This window comes from Bacillota bacterium (genome assembly GCA_012727955.1).
Lineage (GTDB): Bacteria > Bacillota > Limnochordia > DTU087 > JAAYGB01 > JAAYGB01.
This window is the reverse complement of the sequence record JAAYGB010000023.1, coordinates 12,899-28,471: the sequence shown is the minus strand read 5'-3', so window position 1 is coordinate 28,471 and position 15,573 is coordinate 12,899. Positions and strand designations below refer to the sequence as shown.

General features: G+C 52.0%; 15 protein-coding genes. 5 read left to right on the top strand and 10 right to left on the bottom strand.

Translation table 11 applies throughout. The features are described from left to right. Positions 1-64: 64 nt before the first annotated feature. From GX030_04860 to GX030_04845, 4 genes are all read right to left on the bottom strand, one after another. A complete protein-coding gene (locus tag GX030_04860; GenBank protein NLV91710.1) occupies positions 65-1,642 on the bottom strand; it encodes a HAMP domain-containing protein in 1,578 nt (525 codons plus the stop codon). Between the two features lie 143 nt (positions 1,643-1,785). Then, positions 1,786-2,520 carry an ABC transporter permease gene (locus GX030_04855; GenBank protein NLV91709.1) on the bottom strand — a complete coding sequence of 245 codons (735 nt, stop codon included), beginning with the start codon at positions 2,518-2,520 and terminating at the stop codon, positions 1,786-1,788. Continuing rightward, positions 2,517-3,488, bottom strand: coding sequence for an ABC transporter ATP-binding protein (locus tag GX030_04850; protein NLV91708.1), 972 nt, complete (start codon positions 3,486-3,488; stop codon positions 2,517-2,519). Before GX030_04850 ends, GX030_04855 begins: the two co-directional genes overlap by 4 nt. 63 nt (positions 3,489-3,551) lie before the next feature. Next, on the bottom strand, positions 3,552-3,872 hold the full coding sequence (locus GX030_04845) for a winged helix-turn-helix transcriptional regulator (GenBank protein ID NLV91707.1): 321 nt from the start codon (positions 3,870-3,872) through the stop codon (positions 3,552-3,554). A gap of 252 nt (positions 3,873-4,124) precedes the next feature. Here GX030_04845 and GX030_04840 point away from each other — a divergent pair, with 252 nt between their 5' ends. Together GX030_04840 and GX030_04835 are read left to right on the top strand one after the other, a co-directional pair. Beyond that, complete coding sequence (locus tag GX030_04840) at positions 4,125-4,469, top strand: GIY-YIG nuclease family protein (GenBank protein ID NLV91706.1); 345 nt, start codon at positions 4,125-4,127, stop codon at positions 4,467-4,469. Between the two features lie 86 nt (positions 4,470-4,555). Then, complete coding sequence (locus GX030_04835) at positions 4,556-5,314, top strand: sugar phosphate isomerase/epimerase (protein NLV91705.1); 759 nt, start codon at positions 4,556-4,558, stop codon at positions 5,312-5,314. A 90-nt stretch (positions 5,315-5,404) separates the two neighbouring features. Here GX030_04835 and GX030_04830 read toward each other — a convergent pair whose 3' ends face one another. Then, positions 5,405-7,444: a beta-galactosidase gene (locus GX030_04830; GenBank protein NLV91704.1), complete on the bottom strand. Its 2,040-nt coding sequence runs from the start codon at positions 7,442-7,444 to the stop codon at positions 5,405-5,407. 446 nt (positions 7,445-7,890) lie between these two features. Between GX030_04830 and GX030_04825 the strand changes: the two genes are divergently transcribed. After that, entirely contained in the window at positions 7,891-8,676 is a 786-nt protein-coding gene (locus tag GX030_04825) for an SDR family oxidoreductase (protein NLV91703.1), read from the top strand. Positions 8,677-8,734: 58 nt separating this feature from the next. On the opposite strand, the gene GX030_04820 is transcribed toward GX030_04825, so the two are convergent. Further along, positions 8,735-9,679 (bottom strand): radical SAM protein, encoded by a 945-nt coding sequence (locus GX030_04820; protein ID NLV91702.1) that lies wholly within the window; start codon positions 9,677-9,679, stop codon positions 8,735-8,737. A gap of 210 nt (positions 9,680-9,889) precedes the next feature. Beyond that, positions 9,890-10,912 carry a putative sulfate exporter family transporter gene (locus GX030_04815; GenBank protein ID NLV91701.1) on the bottom strand — a complete coding sequence of 341 codons (1,023 nt, stop codon included), beginning with the start codon at positions 10,910-10,912 and terminating at the stop codon, positions 9,890-9,892. 149 nt (positions 10,913-11,061) lie between these two features. Between GX030_04815 and GX030_04810 the strand changes: the two genes are divergently transcribed. Together GX030_04810 and GX030_04805 are read left to right on the top strand one after the other, a co-directional pair. Next, positions 11,062-11,973 carry a LysR family transcriptional regulator gene (locus GX030_04810; GenBank protein ID NLV91700.1) on the top strand — a complete coding sequence of 304 codons (912 nt, stop codon included), beginning with the start codon at positions 11,062-11,064 and terminating at the stop codon, positions 11,971-11,973. A gap of 58 nt (positions 11,974-12,031) precedes the next feature. After that, positions 12,032-13,135, top strand: coding sequence for an RtcB family protein (locus tag GX030_04805; protein ID NLV91699.1), 1,104 nt, complete (start codon positions 12,032-12,034; stop codon positions 13,133-13,135). A gap of 154 nt (positions 13,136-13,289) precedes the next feature. On the opposite strand, the gene GX030_04800 is transcribed toward GX030_04805, so the two are convergent. The 3 genes from GX030_04800 to GX030_04790 form a co-directional block, all read right to left on the bottom strand. Continuing rightward, positions 13,290-14,072, bottom strand: a complete 783-nt coding sequence (locus GX030_04800) for a M55 family metallopeptidase (protein ID NLV91698.1) — start codon at positions 14,070-14,072, stop codon at positions 13,290-13,292. Positions 14,073-14,177: 105 nt separating this feature from the next. Beyond that, positions 14,178-14,927 carry a sugar phosphate isomerase/epimerase gene (locus GX030_04795; protein NLV91697.1) on the bottom strand — a complete coding sequence of 250 codons (750 nt, stop codon included), beginning with the start codon at positions 14,925-14,927 and terminating at the stop codon, positions 14,178-14,180. A gap of 160 nt (positions 14,928-15,087) precedes the next feature. Next, complete coding sequence (locus GX030_04790) at positions 15,088-15,516, bottom strand: NUDIX domain-containing protein (protein ID NLV91696.1); 429 nt, start codon at positions 15,514-15,516, stop codon at positions 15,088-15,090. Positions 15,517-15,573 lie beyond the last annotated feature (57 nt).

The following is a 15,573-nucleotide window of genomic DNA, read 5'->3' as shown; positions in this document are numbered from 1 at the left end:
GGATTGCCCTCATGAGCCCTGTGACTAACATCCTTGTGGGAAACTTACCTTCGTCCAACCTCACCTAGACAGACAACTGCTCCAGAGTGCTCTCCAGATTCTGAGCAATCTGAGCCAGTTGTGCCGCAGAGCCCGCCACCTCTTCCGTGGAAGCCGCTTGCTCCTGGGTCATAGCGGCGATCTCCTCACTGGTGGCTGCTTGTTCCTGGGTTCTCACGGCAATGGTCTGCAGTTGACCCATAATCTCACTGACCTGAGAAACAATTTGATTCAGTGACTCAGTGGTTTCCTTCACCACCGCCGTTCCCCGGTCCACTTCTTCCCGACTGGAATTTGTAAAGTGAATGGTGGTATCCATCTGGCTCTTCAAATTAGCCACGATCCCATCAATCTCTTGGAGGCTGGATTTCGTCTGCTCCGCCAGATGTCGGACTTCATCGGCAACTACGGCAAACCCCTGCCCATATTCCCCCGCCCGGGCCGCCTCAATAGCAGCGTTGAGAGACAACAGATTGGTCTGATCGGCGATATTGGTCACCACTTGGACGATCTTGCCGATCTGTTCCGAGGCACTTTTTAGGCTGTCGATGGCGGCAGCGGTCTCATGGGAGGCCCGTTGAATGCTGAGCATCGTCTCCATGCACGAGGCTGTCTTCTCCGAACTGGTCTTGGCCAGCTCTCCTGTCTTGCGGGCTGCCTCGTTAATGCCTTGAGTCTCCTCGCTAATTTCCGTGGCACTGGTAGCAAAATAGGTAGCGCTGCTGGCGACCTCTTGAACGGCAGCGCTGAGTTCTTCGCTGGCCGTAGACAAAAGCTGGCTGGCATTGACAGTGTCGGTGACCGTTCGTTTCGAAACAGCGATGATCCGCTGCAGGGCAGTGATCATTGCGTTAAAGGCTGTCACCATCTGTCCCGCCTCATCCTCCGCCTGATAATCCACGGATACATTTAAGTTACCTTCTGCCGCCTCGATCATGGCTCCCGCCAGCAGCCGCACCGGTCGACTGATGCTGCTGGTAATGGCAACGGCCATCACAACCCCAACGACAAGAGCAGCAACGGGGAGGTATATACTTCTGTTCAAGGCACCATGGGTAATCGCATCCATCTCCTTGGCGGCCGCCAGACGATGCTGATCCACCACTGAGGTCACCTGGGCCAGGCGCTCCCTGACAACCAATAGGTCTTGCCTAGTCTCATTCATGTATGTCTGTCTAGCTAAAGAAGCATTTGCGGTCACGTCAACCTGTATCTGGCGTGCACTTTCGTGCATCCTGCGATGGTGAACATCCAGTTCCGCTAGAGCGGCCATGACACTGGGTGACAGTTCCTCAAGCTGCCTGCGTTCTTCACTGTTTAGCCACTGCCCCAGCCGACATCTGTCGGGATCCAGTTCCAATTCCACCTCAGAGGGTCCCTGGGAATCGAGGATTGTCCGAAGGTTGTCCACCCACAGAAGGTGGTCAATTTCCCGCATCATTAGAGTATGTATCAATTCTCCGCTATCGAGTACCTGCTCTGCACTGCTATGAATCCGCTGAACACTAATGTAGTTTGAAATGGCTAGAGAGCCCAGCAGCGCGAGTACCAATCCAAATCCAATGCCAATTTTTCTCCCAATCCGCAAGTTTCTCCATCTCACTACCTTCTCCGCCTTCCCAACTGAAGTCTGTTTCTGTGTGCCCTTGCTCTATCCGTAATCATCTCAAAGTTTGACTGAGATTAACCCAGTCCCCACCAATTTTTCCCAATTTAATTTTATACTAAACTCAAACAATTTGCTTGTCAAACTATCCACCTTCTCTTCACCCTAGCCATGCTCCAGGTAAACAGCACCGCGATAAAGCCCCCTAGAGCCAAAACACTAAACCAGGGATCGATGGTTCCGGTCCTAACTACCGCAATCTGCAGCAAATTAACTCCATAGGTGAGGGGAAGTAGGTAGGATAGGGGGCGAATAAGCGCCGGTAACTGTGAAATGGGAATGAAAAGACCACAGAGAAAGAGCATTGGGAACCGAAAAAAGTTCGAGAAAGTCTGGGCTTCAAAGACCTCTCGGACAGAGACTGCCACAAACAATCCCAAAAGGGTTGAAGCGATGGCCATCAGCAGCACACTCAGGCAGACCAGCCCCCAGTTTACTCCTGCCAGATCTACCACGAACAGGGCAATAACCACAGGGACAAAGGCATTACAGACTCCAAATATGATGGCCCCACTGATCTTAGCCAAGATTAGAAGGTTGAGATTAATCGGTGCCAACAACAGGCGTTCAAAGCAGCGACTCCGCCGTTCAAAGGTGATAGTTACCGCCAACATCGAGGTGGTTCCAAATAGAATCGACATCGCCATCACCCCGGGCAGCACCTGATAGACGTCCAGTTGCCCTTGAGAGCGAAGCAGGGTCATTAGGGTCCAGGCAAAGGGAAAGATAATCCCCCAACTGATATTCGGTGGCTTTAGGTAGTAGGTCTTCATATCCTTCTTGAGAATGTTCCAGACGGCAATCCAGGGCTTCATCGCTTTCCACCTCTTCCTTCCTTCTCCTTGTTCATCTTGGCCAATTCGATCCCAGTGACCCTGACGAACACATCCTCCAGAGACGGCTGAATCAGCTTAGCCTCCCACACCTTCAGTCCTTGGTCCTTCAGCCACTCCATCACCGGTATCAAGTCGATGGGATTCTGTGAAGCCATTCTCACGATGCCATCGCCACCATCGGTAATGGTAAACTCTGGAAAGGCTGTCTCAAGATCCCCTCTCACCCCTTGCAGATCCCGATCCAGGGTAAACTGGACAACGTGATCCCGCCGCCCCTGGCGCAGCAGATCCCCGGTGGCACCTACCTGGACAATCTTGCCGCTGACGATAAAGGCAATGCGATGACACAACCGCTCTGCCTCCTCTATGTAATGGGTAGTAAGGAAAACCGTAGTTCCCTGCTCATTCAAGGCAGTGATCAGGCGTCGAATCTCCCGGGCACTGGCCACATCAATCCCCGTTGTCGGTTCATCGAGGAAAAGGATCTTGGGGCTGTGAATGATTCCCGCGGCAATGGTCAGTTTTCGTTTCATCCCCTTAGAATAGGTTCTAAAGGGCTTGTCCCCAACCTTGGCTAGGTCAAAGATCTCCAGCAACTGCCTGGCCCTAAGCTCCCGCTGCCCCTTCCTCATACCGTACAACGATCCGCAAAAACAAAGATTTTCAAACCCGGTCAACTCGTCATACAAGTTGCTTTCATCGGGAACCACTCCCATCAGTCCCTGGGCAGCTCCCACTAGATCGGTATACCTGGTTCCCGCGATAGTCACTGAACCAGCGGTGATTCTGGCCAATCCAATCAGCATGTTGATGGTGGTGGTCTTGCCGGCACCGTTGGGTCCCAACAATCCGAAGATCTCCCCCTCTTTGATGTCGAGGTTGACATCCTCCACCGCCACAAAATCTCCATAGTGCTTTGACAGATTCTCAGCAGACAATAGAATCAGTGCAATCCCCTCCCCTTCTCTAACCGTGCTGTATCGCGACCGCACAACTGCCGATTCGCTCACCTATTCCGCTGGGGATGACTGGTGGCGCTCGCAGCACCCGTGGCACTTGTCGGGGGAGTCTGCAATCATTGCAGTTAAGGCCTGGGCGATTTCTGCTACCACTTCCCTTTCCACCTGATAATGGGTCTGATAGCCTCGCTTTTCTCCCCTCACTAGACCGGCCTCCCGCAGGATCTTCAGATGTTGGGAGACCGCCCCTTGGGATATCTCCAGGCGGTGGGCCAAAGCCTGAACACAGTAGTTGGCCTGCAGCAGCAACCTAATGATCTCCAAACGATTGCGGTGGGCCAAGGCAGTGAACCTCTGCAGGAGCTGATCCATGCCCGTCACCACTTCCCTCACTCCTTCCTTTTCTTTCTCGCAGGGTGTTTATATTAGACTTTGCTAATCCAAATTGTACTTGGCTAAATTAAATCTGTCAATAGTTGGTATCCACCGATACAAACGGGCCGCTTTTTGGTAGAGTAAGAACAAGGGGCACGCTTACTACCGCTGATTAACTAAGCAGTCCCTAGCAAAAAGCAAGAACAAGGCCAGGAGATCAGAGAGAACCCCAGAGAAAGGAGTACAGCAATGGATAGACGCAAGCAGCTAAAAGCACAGTACAGGGAAATGAAACCGGATATGGGAGTATTCATGATTCGCTCCAAGGCCAACGAAAAGCATTATCTCGAGGAAACTCAGGACCTAAAAAGTGCCATTAACGCCACCAAGTTCAAACTAAAAGCAGGTATTCACCCCCATCGAGAGCTGCAGCAGGACTGGACTAGATACGGCGAAGACAATTTCAGTATCGAGATCCTTGACCAACTGGAATACGCCGAGGATGAGTCCAAGACCGATTACTCCAAGGACTTGCAAGAGCTGCGCCTTCTCTGGGAAGAAAAACTAGCAAAGCAGAATATCACCTTTTATTAGGCAGGAAGAAAAAGGGACTTGCCAAAGATTGGGGAAGGTTTCGATCGTACCCAACGTAACTACAGGGCAAGGGAGATGGATTGAATATGGCTGGAATAGCTGCACAAATGTATACCCTTCGTGAGTTCTGCCAGACTGCAGAGGATATGGCCAAAAGCCTGCGGAAGGTCAAGGAGCTGGGCTATGAAGCAGTCCAGTTGTCGGGACACGGAGCCGATATCACCGCTGAGGAAATCAAGGCCATGCTCGATGAGGTCCAACTGAAGGTAGTGGCTACCCACGTTCCCTATGAGCGGTTGCGGGATGAAACGGACCAGGTAATAGCGGAACATAAGCTGTGGGGCTGTGATTTTGTGGCCATTGGTGGATTACCGGTGGAGTATCGCAATCGTGATGGCTACTACCAGTTTGCCAAGGAAGCTACAGAAGTAGCTCGTCGGCTGAAGGCCGGTGGTCTAACCTTTGGTTATCACAACCACGACTTTGAGCTGGAGAAGTTTGATGGCAGGACGGGGCTGGAGATCCTCTACTCCGAAAGCGATCCTGAGTTGTTCACCAGTGAAATCGATACCTACTGGATCCAAGCCGGCGGTGGCGATCCTGCCCAGTGGATCCGAGATCTCAAGGGCCGGGCCCACGTGGTTCACTTCAAGGATATGGCCATCCGCGACCGGAAACAGATCTTCGCCGAAATCGGCGAAGGCAATCTAAATTGGCCTGCCATCATCGACGCCTGCAAGGAAGCAGGAGTCCAGTGGTATATCGTCGAACAGGACCGCTGCGAGCGGGATCCCTTCGAAAGCTTGGCCATCAGCCTGAGAAACATGAAGGCAATGGGTCTGTAGGCTAAACTCCAGAAATGTAAAGAAGCTGAGCATAAAGGCGACACCCTTTGGTGTCGCCTTTAGTTGTTGCCTTCCCTTTCTATTGGGGGTCTACTTATTAGCTAGAATCAGCAGATCCCTTCCTGCCAAGGTGACCTTGCCGGTCATCTCTTCCTTGGTCAGCAAATTGATAAACCCATCATCACCCAAGTCCACTTCGACGGGCTCGGGATTGTGGTTAAGGACAAAGGTGAATTCCTTGCCGTCCTTGCTGCGCCGAGTAACCTCAACTTGGTCAGGCGTCTCCAAGAGCGGTGTAACTGACTGCTGCTCACAAAGATACCTAATCAGCGTATTGACAAACTCCTGGTTGGGGTCAGAAGCCACGTACCAGGCCTGGCCACTGCCGAAGTGATTGCAGGTCAAGGCTGGACGCCCAGCATAGAAGTCCGTTCCATAGGTACCGATAACCTCCGCGGTCTCGGCGTGGATCAGATCACAGAGAAGTCCACAGGTATGGCTGCCCTGCAGTGCCGGGGAAGCCTCTGGCGAAATCTCGATGGAATTGGTCATATCGGGAAATAGTGCATCGATCTCCTCAGCCCAGATTCCCATGACCTTCCGCAGCTTTCCGGGATATCCGCCTAGAATAACCCGATCGTTCTCATCGACGATTCCGCTAAAGAAGGTGGTGACGAAGGTTCCACCGCCGGCGACAAACTCCTCAATCTTCTCAGCGCTGCCAGGTTGGGTCATGTAAGCTACCGGTGCCACCACAACCTTGTACTTGCTCAGGTCCATATTGGGATGAATCAGATCTACTGGGATATTCTGGCTCCAAAAGGCACGATAATACTTCTCGATCTGAGGAAGATACTTCAGGTCCTGGCTGGGACCGCTGGAGTACTCGAGGGCCCACCAGTTTTCCCAGTCAAACATGATTGCCGCCTTGGCGTCAATCCGGGAATCCAGGATAGTATCGCCCAAGTCCGCTAACTCCTTGCCCAGCTCGGCGCACTCGCGGAAAACCCGGGTATTTTCATGGCCACAATGGGCAATTACAGCGCCGTGGTACTTCTCACAGGCCCCTCGGGACCGACGAAGCTGGAAGAACATTACCGTATCAGCGCCATGGGCCACCGCCTGATAGCTCCATAACCGCATCACGCCCGGTCGCTTGAGCCCGTTGTAGGGTTGCCAGTTTTGTTGACTGGGGGTCTGCTCCATCAGCATAAAGGGTTGCCCCTCTTTGAGTCCCCGCATCAAGTCGTGGCGCAGAGCAATGTTGGACATATCGGCTTTGTTGGAAGGATAGTTGTCCCAGGAGATGATGTCCAAATAGGGAGCCCAAGCAAAGTAGTTAAGAGGCTTGTAAGTACCCATGAAGTTGGTGGTTACCATCACGTCAGGGGTGTGCTCTTTAATGGCTTCGTACTCCAGTTTGTAACATTCCAGCAGGCTGTCGGACATAAAGCGACTGTAGTCCAGGGAGATTCCCTGATAAGCCGTCCGAGTCGGATCCAGTTCAGACATATGTTCACTTAGGATATTAGGAGGAACAATCTCGTCCCAATCGTAGAAGGTGTGATTCCAAAAGCGGGTGTTCCAGCGTCGGTTTACCTCTTCGATGGTACCATAGCGCTTCTGCAGCCACACACGGAAGGCCTTGGCACAATTGTCGCAGTAACAAACGCCCCCGTATTCATTGGAAACGTGCCAGGCTACCAGCGTGGGATGATCCTTGTAGCGCTCAGCAAGCTTAGCGGCCAGCCGAGGGGCATATTTCCGATAGGTTGGGCTGTTGGGACAGGAGTTGTGTCTTTGTCCAAACCGGTGCTTCCGGCCCTGGAAATCCACCCGCAGGATGTCCGGGTACCGGCGAGCCATCCAGGCCGGATGAGCGGCAGTGGATGTAGCCAGACATGCGTAGATTCCGTTCTCCGCCATCAAATCGAGGATTTCATCGAGCCACTCAAAGTCGTAGCGCTCCTCCTCAGGCTGAAGCAAGGACCAGCTAAATACCGGCAGGGAAGCCACGTCGATATAGGCCTTCTTGAACAGGCGCATATCTTCGTGCCAGATCTCCTTCGGCCACTGATCGGGGTTATAGTCCCCGCCATACCAAATTTTGGGCAACTTCTTGTTGATCACCAAATAACCTCCTTGATTTCATGCTTGGCACCAATACCAACCTTTGACCGGCAAAGGTCAAGGGGCCGCAGGGGAAAGGATGCTCACGGCTATATTTTCCAATCAATTGGGGTTTTCCTGTCTACCCCAGCGGGGGGACAACAACAATCTTAGTCTTGGTCCCTTTGGGCCAGTTCCATTCTCACCCCATCGGGCCCATCCCGATGGTTATGTACACGCCAGGGTCCTATTTGAAGGGGGTTCTCCACGGAGCCACAACCTGATCCACCCTTCTCCAGGGGCGTTTCTACCAAACTAGACCGGCGTTCATAGATAAATTCACTGTAAGAGTAATTTTTCCCTCTTGCTCCTTGAGTACGGGGAAAAAACAGGAACTGCGGCAGGTTATATGGAAGAGTTGATGGCCTTCTTGCACAAGCTAGCAAGAGAAGAAGGAGGTAATTACCTTGAACAACCAAAGGCCTTTGCAGGGACGGATTGCAGTGGTTACCGGGGCCAGCCGACAGAAGGGGATCGGAGCGGCCATCTGCCGAGCCTTGGCCCAGGCCGGTGCCGATATTTTCTTTACCTATTGGAGCCCCTACGACGCAGCTATGCCCTGGGGAGAAGATACGGATTTTCCCAGCCAACTGACCGCAGAGCTAACATCCTTGGGCGTGCGGTGCGAGAGCATGGCCATCGATCTGTCCAAACCCGATTCGCCAAAGATTCTGCTGCGGCAAGTCCAGGAATCCCTGGGACCTCCAATGATTCTTGTCAACAACGCTACCCATTCGACTAACAACAGCTATAGGGATCTTGATGCCGCCGCGCTGGACGCCCATTATGCTGTAAACCTCAGGGCTATGGCATTACTATCCGTGGAGTTTGCCAAGGGTTTCCAGAACTCGGAAGGCGGGCGGATCATCAACCTGACATCGGGCCAGTCCCTGGGACCAATGCCCAACGAATTGGCCTACGTAGCCACCAAGGGTGCCGTCGAAGCCTTCACCCAGACATTGGCTGTGGAAGTAGCTCACCTAGGAATTACCGTCAATGCCGTCAATCCCGGCCCAACGGATACCGGATGGATGACAGAGGATTTGAAGAAATCACTGCTGCCTCAATTCCCCTTCGGGCGAATTGGACAACCAGAGGATGCTGCCCGCCTGGTAGCCTTTCTCGCCAGTGATGAGGCCTGTTGGATTACCGGGCAAATCATCCACTCCGAAGGAGGCTTTCTCAGAGGTTAGGGCAAACCTAAGAGCCCACCAACATCGGTGGGCTCTCACTAACGACAGGGGTTAGATGCTAGGAAGCCAACCTCTGCACAATCTTCTCCCCAACTGCCTGGCAGACACCGCAGGCAGTGTAGTACTTCCCGAGATCTATCTCAATTCCCATGGTCTTGGCATAGCCTACTAACCCGGCTACACCTTCCCTTAAGACAATTCTCATCAGCTGGTGCTCATAGGGATTGTAGCGAGTGACGATGGTGTCAATATCTTCTCGATATATATTGCCGATGGTAAACCAACATACCTTCACATCACCATTGGGTAGGATTGAAATGCTGGTCATGGCGTCTAGGGGCTCGGTATAGGGCATCCTTCCACAACCAAGGGAGAGATCCAGAGTTGGCTCATCGTAGTACTCCGCCAAATACTTAGCTGCATTTCCCATTAAGAAGATATTGTTGCCATCGGAGACCTCGATGTCTAGATCGGCAAATTTCCCCAAGAGCTCCTTAGTACGCCGATTGTATGGATTAGGATGACTGGCATCCACCACCCAGGCCGGATGCAGACGAAGATTTTGCATGCCGGCCTTCAGCAGCTCTTCAGCGAAGAGACGTACCGGTTCCACTGGAATGGTCTCCTGATGAAAGGCGTCCACGGAAAGCAAGATCCCTCTAATCGGGGCCGCAGCCAGATGCTGGGCAACCTTGGCAATTTGAGCCGGATCCTTGCTGAAGTATCCGTTGGTAATCACTCCCCGGCCTTCAACCCCACTATCATAAGCGGCCTGTTGGATTGCACATACAATCTCCCAGGCCAGTAGTGGTTCCCCGCCAAAGGTCAAGACATAATTAACATCAAATATCTTGGTCAATTTGGTGACTGCTTCGCAGGCCTTCACGGCATCTATACTAAAGCGTTCTCCTGTGTTCAACATCTCACTGGCCTGGCAGTGCTTACACTTACCGGTACAGTTCAAGGTTACCAAAAACTCGATCCGTTTCACATCCAGATACACATTTATCCCTCCGTTTTTGTCATTCACTGACAAGAAGGCAAGCAAGATCACCGGTGATTACTGCGCCTGAGTAGCGTACCATAGGGAAATCCCAAATGCACGACTTCACAATGTTGCAATTTAGTTAACGTTGGAAGGGAAACCCTTCGGTATCTGGATGTTCAGGACTATGTCTGATGTCCATGGGCGGCCGCTGTGCCGCCCAAGTAATTAGACCTGCCCATTGAGCAGCTGAACGGATAGGGAAACCACCGCCACAATCAGTGATACCAAGAATCCCAGCACCATGGGCTGAATACCGGCATTGAGTATTCTCGCGAAGTCCGTTTTCAAGCCAATGGCAGCCAAAGCCATGGCCATCATAAACTTACTGGCCTGCTTGAGCCAACCACCGATCTCCGTCGGAATCAGTCCCAGGGTGTTAAGCAGTGCGCTCACCAAGAACAACAGGATAAACCAGGGGAAGATCTTTCCGACACTCACCGATTTTTTGCCAATCGGTCCCTTGCCTGCCCTCTCCCGGGCATTCAAATAGGGCGCCAGAACTGCAAAGATCAGCGCAATGGGAACGATAGAAGTAGTTCTAGTCAGCTTCACGATGGTGGCAAAGTCGCCGGCGGCTTCGCTGAAGGCATATCCCGTAGCCACCACCGAGGAGGTATCATTGACTGCCGTTCCCGTCCACAATCCAAAGGCCAAGTCCGACAACCCCATCGCCCGCCCCACAATGGGAAAGATGAAGATCATCGCCACATCGAAGATAAAGGTAACGGCCATCGCGTAGGCAATGTCGGAGTCCTCGGCATCCACAATGGGCGCCAAGGTTGCGATCGCGGACCCGCCGCAGACTCCGGTACCCGCGGAAATCAAGTTGGTCATCCTCCAATTGACCCCCAAGAGCTTGCCCAAGATTATCCCGGAACCAAAGGCCGCCGTCAGGGTAAAGACCATGATAAACAACGAGTATTTCCCCACCACTAATACCTGGGTAATGCTTAGTCCCGTTCCCAACAAGATGATGGCAAATTTCAAAACTCCCTTGGATACAAAGGTTAGTCCCAAATCCATTGAGCCTGCCTTCGGCAACAGCATCTTCACTACCATCCCGATGGTCAAGGCAAAGATACTGCCTCCAATCACCGGCACCAAGGATCCTAGGTACACGGCGACAATGGCGATTACCAGAGAAGCTCCCACTCCTGGTGCGTATTTGATAACTCTTTCCCTGTTCATAGCTAAGGCCAGTCTCCTTTGCTCTGGTTTCAAAAGGTGATCATCCCTTTGGATACGATTTCATTTTATGACAGCTTTATGATAAAATCTAATTATAGGTTTTTATGCTTATATAAGAGAGACTTATATTGGTGAAAGGGGGTGGGGCCTTGATTGACCATCGGTTAGAGACCTTTGTCACCTTAGCCCGACTAAAAAGCTATACCAAAACCGCCAAACACCTTAATCTCACTCAACCGGCAGTGACCCAGCATATCCAATACTTAGAGCAATACTACGGTGCCCAACTAATCTGCCGAGCAAGAAAGGATATGCACCTGACACCGGAAGGTGAATTGCTGCTGGACTATGCCCAGAAGGTCTTGGCCCTGTCAACGGGCTTGAAAAGAAGCATCGCTAATTCCACCGGGCTCGTTAAGGGATACAGAATCGGAGCTACCTTAACTATCGGAGAATATGTTCTCCCGGAGATTCTTATTGCCCATAGGCGCAGCCATCCCAACATCGATATCTCGATGACGGTCCACAATACCGAAACGATTCTCCGACAGCTAGATGTAGATGACATCGACTTAGGAGTGGTGGAAGGACCCTTTAATCGGTCCAAGTACCGGCATCGACTCCTCAAACGAGACTCTTTAGTCCTGGTAGTACCCCCTAACCATCCCTTAGCTGTCAGAGATGCCGTCACCTTTGAGGATCTTTTTCCAGAGAAACTGATCATTCGGGAAAGGGGCTCCGGTACCCGGTGGGTTCTTGAAAACGCCTTGGTGACCCAAGGATACTCCCTCCAGGATTTTGCTTCCTATGTGGAAATCGGAAATCTTAATGCGATTCGAACCTTGGTGATGGCTAATTTGGGAATTACCGTGATCTCCCGGGAGGTCGTGGCCAGGGAACTTAAAAATCAGACCCTCTGCGCCATCCCCATCATGGATACGAACTTGGAGCGGGAATTTCAGTTTGTCTATCTCGATAACCATGCCGATAGCCAGTTTATCACCGGCTTCATGGATTATTGCATCCAACAGGTGGACCCATCTTCCCCGCGGGGTAAGTGATTCTTTATGAGGGCCCAGAACACTGACCAATCAATGTGTTAAATAAGGAGGCTGTCCAATGTTAGAGCTGAAGGGCAAGTATAACTCTGCTAAGGTTTTTACCGATAACATCGATGCAAGAGCAAAGGATCAGATTATTGAGTTATGCAACCAGGAGTTTGTTTCCGGCTCTAAGATTAGAATCATGCCTGACGTCCATGCCGGAGCGGGATGCGTGATCGGTACCACCATGACCATTACCGACAAGGTGGTGCCCAATCTGGTGGGAGTTGATATCGGCTGCGGGATGTATACCGTCCAACTGGGAAGAATTGACCTCGACTTGGCCCAGTTAGATCAAGTAATTCACCGACAGATACCCGCCGGCTTCAATATTCGCAAGACCCAGCATGAGTACGCGGCCCAAGTGGACCTTAGTCAATTGCGGTGCCGGGACTTCGTGGATATCAACCGGGGCTATCTGTCGGTGGGTACCCTGGGTGGGGGCAATCATTTTATCGAAGTCAACAGGGACTCTGAAGGCTGCCTCTATCTCGTAGTCCATTCCGGGAGTAGAAACCTAGGCAAGCAGGTGGTGGATCACTATCAAAAACTCGCCTATGACAGACTCCGGCGAAGGAAAGTCAAAATCCCCAAGGCCCTGTCCTACCTGGAGGGAAAGGACTTTCAAGACTATCTCCATGATATGGACATGGTTCAATCCTACGCCGAGGTAAACCGCCGGGCCATGGCCGATACCATCTTGCAGGAGATGGGTTTAGAAGCGAAGGATGCCTTTACCACGATCCACAACTATATTGACATGGCAAAGAAGATCCTGCGCAAGGGCGCCATTTCCGCTCAAGAGGGGGAAAGAGTTCTGATCCCCCTCAACATGAGGGATGGCAGTATCATCGCTGTCGGTAAGGGAAATTCCGATTGGAACTTCTCGGCTCCCCACGGTGCCGGCAGACTGATGTCCCGAAACCAAGCCAAGGCTGATTTGAGTTTGGAGGAATTCAAGAAAGTAATGAGTGGAATCTATTCCACTTCCGTAAGCAAAGCCACCCTCGATGAAGCACCGATGGCCTACAAGCCCATTGATGAGATCCTGAAGCATATTACCGATACCGTCACGGTCATCGACATCATTAAGCCCATCTACAACTTCAAAGCTCACTAAGCATGATGATGCTAGGCCTGGGATACCCATCCTAGCCCCTGCTGCAGGCCAGTGCCCCTTGGGACAAGAATTAGGAGCCATCTCAAAGCCCCAGGACTTGAGATGGCTCCTATAATTAGCACCGTTCCTACCTTAATGGGCACTCAATCACGACCTAGAAGTAGTCACTGAGTTTCGCCAGATCTTTCTCCGTAGTGTAGGGGTCAAGGAGTCTCCACCCAGTCTGACTTCTGGCCAGTTGTTGGGCTCCCTCTAGGCGCTTGTGGCGAATTTGCATCGTCATCGGTTGAGCAAAGGTAAAGGGTTCCATCGCCGCCAATCCCTTGACGGCCCTTTCCACCCCGGAATAAATAGCCTCTGCAGCCCGATCAGGATGCATACTCAGAGCCAAATTCCGGCCCAACCCCTTCTTGGTTGTCACTGTTTCTACCCAGGGCATAAACTTCTTGGCTTCAGTCACACCCTTATCGCAGCTGGCGACGAATATCAAGGGAACTCCCCTTTCCCCTGCCATCGCCCCGTCAATGGCAATTTCCCCCACCTCTACCCCATTGATCTTAATGTATTGGTAAGCCACGGAACTAAAAGTATGGGCCAAAACACCGTCAACGGTATTGTCCATGGGATGGTAACCGATCATCAGTACTCCGGAGAAGCTCTCATCCAGTCCCGGCCAACGATGCAGTGCATCGACACCCACCACCAGATCACATCGCCGGTCCAGCTGGTCATACAGCAGATTGAGACTGCTGCCGTGATTGTCCCAGACGATTACCTGTTGAGCACCGGCGGCAAACAAGGCTCGAGCTGCAGCATCGGCCTCCTTCGTTGCCTGTTTCCGGGCAAACTCAAAATCCGGTGAATCCGTCAAGGTCTTATTCGGTGAGCCCACCACGCAGGCTACCCCTTCCAGATCAACGGCTACCATGAATTTCATCACGATTCCCCCTCCATGGAATCTCCCGAGCTCCACCGGCAGAGTACCAGACAAGGCCCCGGCAAATCTCACCTAGGGCCTTCTCTGCAACTGGTTCTATCCCGTCTATTGACCGATGATCTTCCGCAAGTTGTCCAAACCAAGCTTCACACTGTCCCGGGGCGCCATCGTATACTCTTCCGTTTCAATGATATACCACTCGACGCCAACTTCCTTAGCAGTCTTGACCACCTGGCTCCAATCCACATCGCCGGTGCCTACTTCCACTTGATTTCCATCCTTCTTAAAGTCCTTGATATGTACCAAAGGACAACGACCGGGATATTGAGCAAGGTAGCCAGCGGGATCGACACCGGCCTTGAACACCCAACCCAGGTCTAACTCAGCAAAGACCAGGTCAGGATCAGCGTTTTCAAAGAGCAAATCCAGAGCATACTTGCCGTCGAACTGCTCAAACTCAAAGGCGTGGTTGTGGTAACCAATCTGAATCCCCTGCTCTTGGGCCTTGGCGGCAATCTCTGCGAGCTTCTTGCCAAAGTCAGCCCAGTCAGCCCCAGTGGTCAACTGGTCCCGGGGGGCAGCGGGACAGATCAGCCGCTTGTTGCCAATCTCCAGATTGTACTCCACGGTCTCCTCAAACTGCTCGGTGAGAAAGTTGTAACCCACATGGGAACCGGCAACCCGCAGTCCCAAATCGTCGAGCATCTTCTTGAGCTCTTTGGCCGGAAGTCCGCCGTAACCAGCAAACTCAACGCCTTCATAACCCATCTCTGCTACAGCCTTGAGCATCCCAGGAAAATCCTTACCTGCCTCTTCCCTTAAGGAATAAAGCTGCAATGCAATTGGAATAGTCATCTCTTTTCCCATCCTTTCTTGATATCTAGGTTCTCAAAAATCCTAGCTGCTCAGCAATTGCCACCGGCAATCGAATTTCAGGTTAGTCTCGCTGTTAGCGATCTTGGAATCAAAGGGCAAGCACCTGTAAAGCTACTCCTTAATAGAGATTGGCTGCCATCTACCCAACCTTTTCTTCCCCAGTTCCTTCCCTTGCTAGGTATCTAGTGGTCCATTGATAGAGATGAGGCTGAATATCTGGATAGGTCAACTTCTCGGGGAGATCCTTAGCCAAGCAAACCTGCCCAACCTCAGAATCCGGTAGATCGCCGAGCTTGCCTACCTCGGCATAAAAAAGCCTTCCATAGCTGGTCACGCCATCTCTTGTTACTCCATAGTCGCAGATAGGCTCCAAAGTGAAGCTGATCGCGCCCGTCTCTTCCATTAGTTCCCGGGAGGCACATTCGGCAATTCTTTCTCCTTCTTTCCGACGCCCACCGGGAATCTCCCAGGTGCTTCGCTGCTTGTGCCGGACAAAGACCCATTGATTCCTGTACCGAGCACAGATCACGGCAAAATCCAGCCGATCGTCACTGACCTCTCCAATCAGATGAAGAGTTGTCTTGATCAAAGGTATACCCTCCCGGCTGCCCTTGTCCCAGACAGC